The 2,679-nt window shown below is 53.3% G+C and carries 5 protein-coding genes; all 5 read left to right on the top strand.

Features of this window, described 5'->3' with window-relative positions; genetic code table 11:
* Nucleotides 1–193, top strand: a 193-nt coding sequence (locus M0Q24_RS11650; protein WP_295050848.1) for a hypothetical protein, incomplete at its 5' end; no start/stop codon positions are given.
* 71 nt (nucleotides 194–264) lie between these two features.
* Nucleotides 265–834 carry a hypothetical protein gene (locus M0Q24_RS11645; protein ID WP_295050846.1) on the top strand — a complete coding sequence of 190 codons (570 nt, stop codon included), beginning with the start codon at nucleotides 265–267 and terminating at the stop codon, nucleotides 832–834.
* 190 nt (nucleotides 835–1,024) lie between these two features.
* The gene (locus M0Q24_RS11640) at nucleotides 1,025–1,597 is read left to right on the top strand and encodes a hypothetical protein (protein WP_295050844.1); all 573 of its coding nucleotides are present in this window, start codon (nucleotides 1,025–1,027) and stop codon (nucleotides 1,595–1,597) included.
* Nucleotides 1,598–1,603: 6 nt separating this feature from the next.
* Nucleotides 1,604–2,458 (top strand): hypothetical protein, encoded by an 855-nt coding sequence (locus M0Q24_RS11635; RefSeq protein WP_295050842.1) that lies wholly within the window; start codon nucleotides 1,604–1,606, stop codon nucleotides 2,456–2,458.
* Nucleotides 2,459–2,461: 3 nt separating this feature from the next.
* Nucleotides 2,462–2,679, top strand: a 218-nt coding sequence (locus tag M0Q24_RS11630) for a hypothetical protein (protein ID WP_295050840.1), incomplete at its 3' end; no start/stop codon positions are given.

Here is a 2,679-nt window from a genome sequence, read left to right as displayed (position 1 = left end):
CAAGCTCAAGTTCACCGAGTTCAAGCCGGACCACCACACGTACCAGAAGGGCGCGTACATCATTTCGGGTGCGAAGCCGCTGAGCTACCTGCTTCAGGGTTCGACGTCTGGAACGACTACCGAGCGTGAACTATTGGGACATATGGTTTGTGTGTGCCCAACGCAGAGCACAACGCAGATGGAGTACGAGTAATCGCCGCATGATGGGGTAGGTTTATAGCCTACCCCATCATCGTCAGTTCACTTTTTACAGGAGAAAAAGCCATGAAGACGGCTCTTAATTACCTGCGGCGATACGGTAAGATACTCGCAATCGCTGCAATAGTGGTACTCATCGGGTACCTTCCGGTGCAAGCTATCCGGCTGGTTCCTGATGTAATCGACGGTAAAGGCACGTCAACGACGCCCCTTACCTTAGTGAGCACCGGAATTGATACCGGCGTAACCTTCACAACGCGGGATTTGCGGTGGACGCATTCCGACAAGAATGTGTGGCCGGATTCTGCGAAGTACATCATTACATTCAATAGCGGTGGAACTGACGATAGTGCTGATTCCTGCACCTTCATCATCAGGCCGCTCATCGGGTACAAGACGGCGAGTTCTACTACGGTATGGTTCCGCAGTACGTTGAATACGGATACGTTGAGTTTCGATTTCTCAGAATCCGACCAGTTTTACGAGTGGGATTTCGCGTGGAACAAGTACTTCCCGCCCGGAATGTGGGACGGAAACCAGTCGATAGACATCCGGTTTGAGTTTACCGGCGGTGTGAATAACGACACAACGTTCATCCTATCGGAGCATCTGATTCCGTACGTCAACGAGTACTAACCACGCACCATCACCGCCCCGCTCTCACCAAAGAGGGCGGGGCGTATCATACGTACAGAAACTATCGGAGGGAATGATGGCAGTTTTCTTGGAGTGGGTAGGCGGTGAAGACCGCGTTCCGCGTGACCGCACGGCATTTGGTAGGGGTGGGACTTCGGAACTCATAAGCTATCGCAAGCGCCCACACTGCATGAACAAGATCATCGCCTACGTGAAGAACGACCTTATCGCTGAGGAGCTTCAGTGCTCAGCAGTCGTTCCGTACGAAGGCCCATTTGACTATCGCTTCCGCCCGCATGACGACGAGAAAGCGGATGTTGTTGGGAATATCGCCAACACGCTTTCATCGTTCACGAAGGAGCAGTTGGAAGAACTCAATAAGCGACTCCCGGATGCGCTCGACCCGACGAAGAAAGTGATTGCAGATGCGGAAGGCGCTCCGAGGGTTGAAGCCGAAACACCGGACGAACCAGAGCCGGAGGCCGTCGAAGAGGTTGAGGAGCCGGAAGACGAGGAGGAGCCGGTAGTTGAGGTGAGCACAATGGAGCTACCTGCCACCTATCGTTGGCTCATCAATCGTGGAGCGGAGCTTGTATCGGTAGCGGAGAAGCACCTTGGCAAGACGTTCCCGAACCTACCTGCCGCTGCGAGCGCCATGTCAAAAGTGGAGCCGCCCCTGACACGTAGGCTGGTGTCGAATATGCTGAACAGCGCAGCGCACACTCACGTACCGCCGCTTCCTAAAGACGATGAAGAGGAGTAATCCAATATGGCCGCACTCGGCTTCCGCTTTACGACTGTGGGTGAGACGATTGAGGAAGTCTTTCGCCTAACCCCCGGAATCACCGGCGACAATCGAGAACGCCGGTTGTCGATACGTGACGGCCTTGTTCGCGCTTACGAGCAATTCCACGATGAATACGATCTTGGTGTTGTCCGTGAGCGCGATATTACGTTTACGTGGACATCGGGACGATCAATCAATCTGTCTACCGTAACGGCTACCGACTCCGATGGTGTTGCAATGACAGGTATCACAGGTTGGCGTGGTCGCCCAGCACGGGTAAAGTCGGAAGGCGAAGATTACGCTTGGCAGTTGGAAACATCAAACATGATCGACTTCGCGCGAGATCAGTACGATCAGGGTGACGATTCCGCGAAGTATAAGTACCGGGACGAGTCTCGTGGCTTTATGTATGCGGTTGAGGGTGACAAGCTGATTACCGTTGAAGCGATCACAAACGAGACGATCACCTTCGATCACTACCGTGAGCCGACAGCGATAACGCGACAATCTCCAAACAGCACAGCATGGGAGTTCCCGCGTGAGTTTCTCGACTTACTTGTCTACACCGTCGTCTATCAAGAGTGGGTATCCGCGCTCATGCAGAATCCGACGCGATACAAAGAACAGCGTCGCGCAATGGAAGCCCACGTCAGTAATCTCGCAGAGACTATACAACGTCGCGAGAAGGCACTACAAAAGAGCACCGAAATACCACCCGATGTATTGATACAGTCCGAAGCCGGTCCGTATGCACATGCGTTCTATGCGGCAGAAGAGCAATGGAATCGCACTACGGATGATATATCCAAGTATTGCAACGATCACCTGTGGAGGTAGGCCGTGGCAGATACGCGCTATACCATGATATTGAATACGGTGATGCGTTCGCTTGGGTATGAAAGTGCGACATCGTTTCGACAGATAGTCAGCACGACTGGTTCATCCACGACGGCTGACATCTTTGATCGGTACGTCAATATGGCGGCTCGGTATCATTCGTCGCTACACCCAAAGGGTTTCGCGTGGCGTAACCGCCTCAAGGAAATGGAACCCGCAGA

Source organism: Sulfurimonas sp. (assembly GCF_023228785.1).
GTDB lineage: Bacteria > Campylobacterota > Campylobacteria > Campylobacterales > Sulfurimonadaceae > Sulfurimonas.
The sequence above is the reverse complement of the archived record's forward strand: the minus strand, read 5'-3'. Positions and strand labels throughout refer to the sequence as shown.

Excerpts from the sequence above, each read along its gene's own strand:
- M0Q24_RS11645 (WP_295050846.1), top strand. The coding sequence starts at position 265 with ATGAAGACGGCTCTTAATTACCTGCGGCGATACGGTAAGATACTCGCA.
- M0Q24_RS11640 (WP_295050844.1), top strand. The coding sequence starts at position 1,025 with ATGAACAAGATCATCGCCTACGTGAAGAACGACCTTATCGCTGAGGAG.
- M0Q24_RS11635 (WP_295050842.1), top strand. The coding sequence starts at position 1,604 with ATGGCCGCACTCGGCTTCCGCTTTACGACTGTGGGTGAGACGATTGAG.